At 67.2% G+C, this 567-nt stretch carries 1 protein-coding gene; it reads right to left on the reverse strand.

Features of this window, described 5'->3' with window-relative positions:
* On the reverse strand, nt 1-566 hold a 566-nt coding region (gene tpiA / locus CDV44_RS27165), incomplete at its 3' end, for a triose-phosphate isomerase (RefSeq protein WP_087691679.1).
* Nucleotide 567 lies beyond the last annotated feature (1 nt).

A 567-nucleotide genomic window follows, 5' to 3' on the forward strand; every position in this document is an offset into this window, starting at 1 on the left:
TCGGCGGCGTTGTCCGGCTTCACACTGCCGCCGTACAGCACCGCCACATCCGTTACGCCCTCACCCTTCGCACGCAACAACGAGCGCAGATGTGCATGCACTTCCTGCGCCTCGGCCGAGGTTGCCGTCTTGCCCGTGCCGATCGCCCAGACCGGCTCGTAAGCAACGACGATCTGCGTGGCCTGCTCCACCGTCAGCGCGGCGAGCACAGCGTCGAGCTGACGCGTCACCACTGCCTTCGTTTCACCGGCTTCGCGCTCGGCGAGCGTTTCACCCACGCACACGATCGGCGTCATGCCCGCATCGAGCACGCGCACGCTCTTGGCCGCAACGTTCGCATCGGTCTCCGCGTGGTACGTACGACGCTCCGAGTGCCCAACGATCACGAACTGCGCGCCGAACTCGGCGATCATCGACGCGGCGACTTCACCCGTGAAGGCGCCGCCAGCCTGTGCCGAGACGTCCTGCGCGCCAAAGCCCAGCACCTGCCCCGAGAGGCGAGTCTGGCATTGCGCGAGATAGGGGAACGGCACACATACGGCCGCAATCACGCCCGGCGCGCTCAGC

Origin of the sequence: Pandoraea sp. PE-S2R-1, assembly GCF_002179865.1 — a bacterium.
In the GTDB taxonomy this organism is placed as follows: domain Bacteria; phylum Pseudomonadota; class Gammaproteobacteria; order Burkholderiales; family Burkholderiaceae; genus Pandoraea.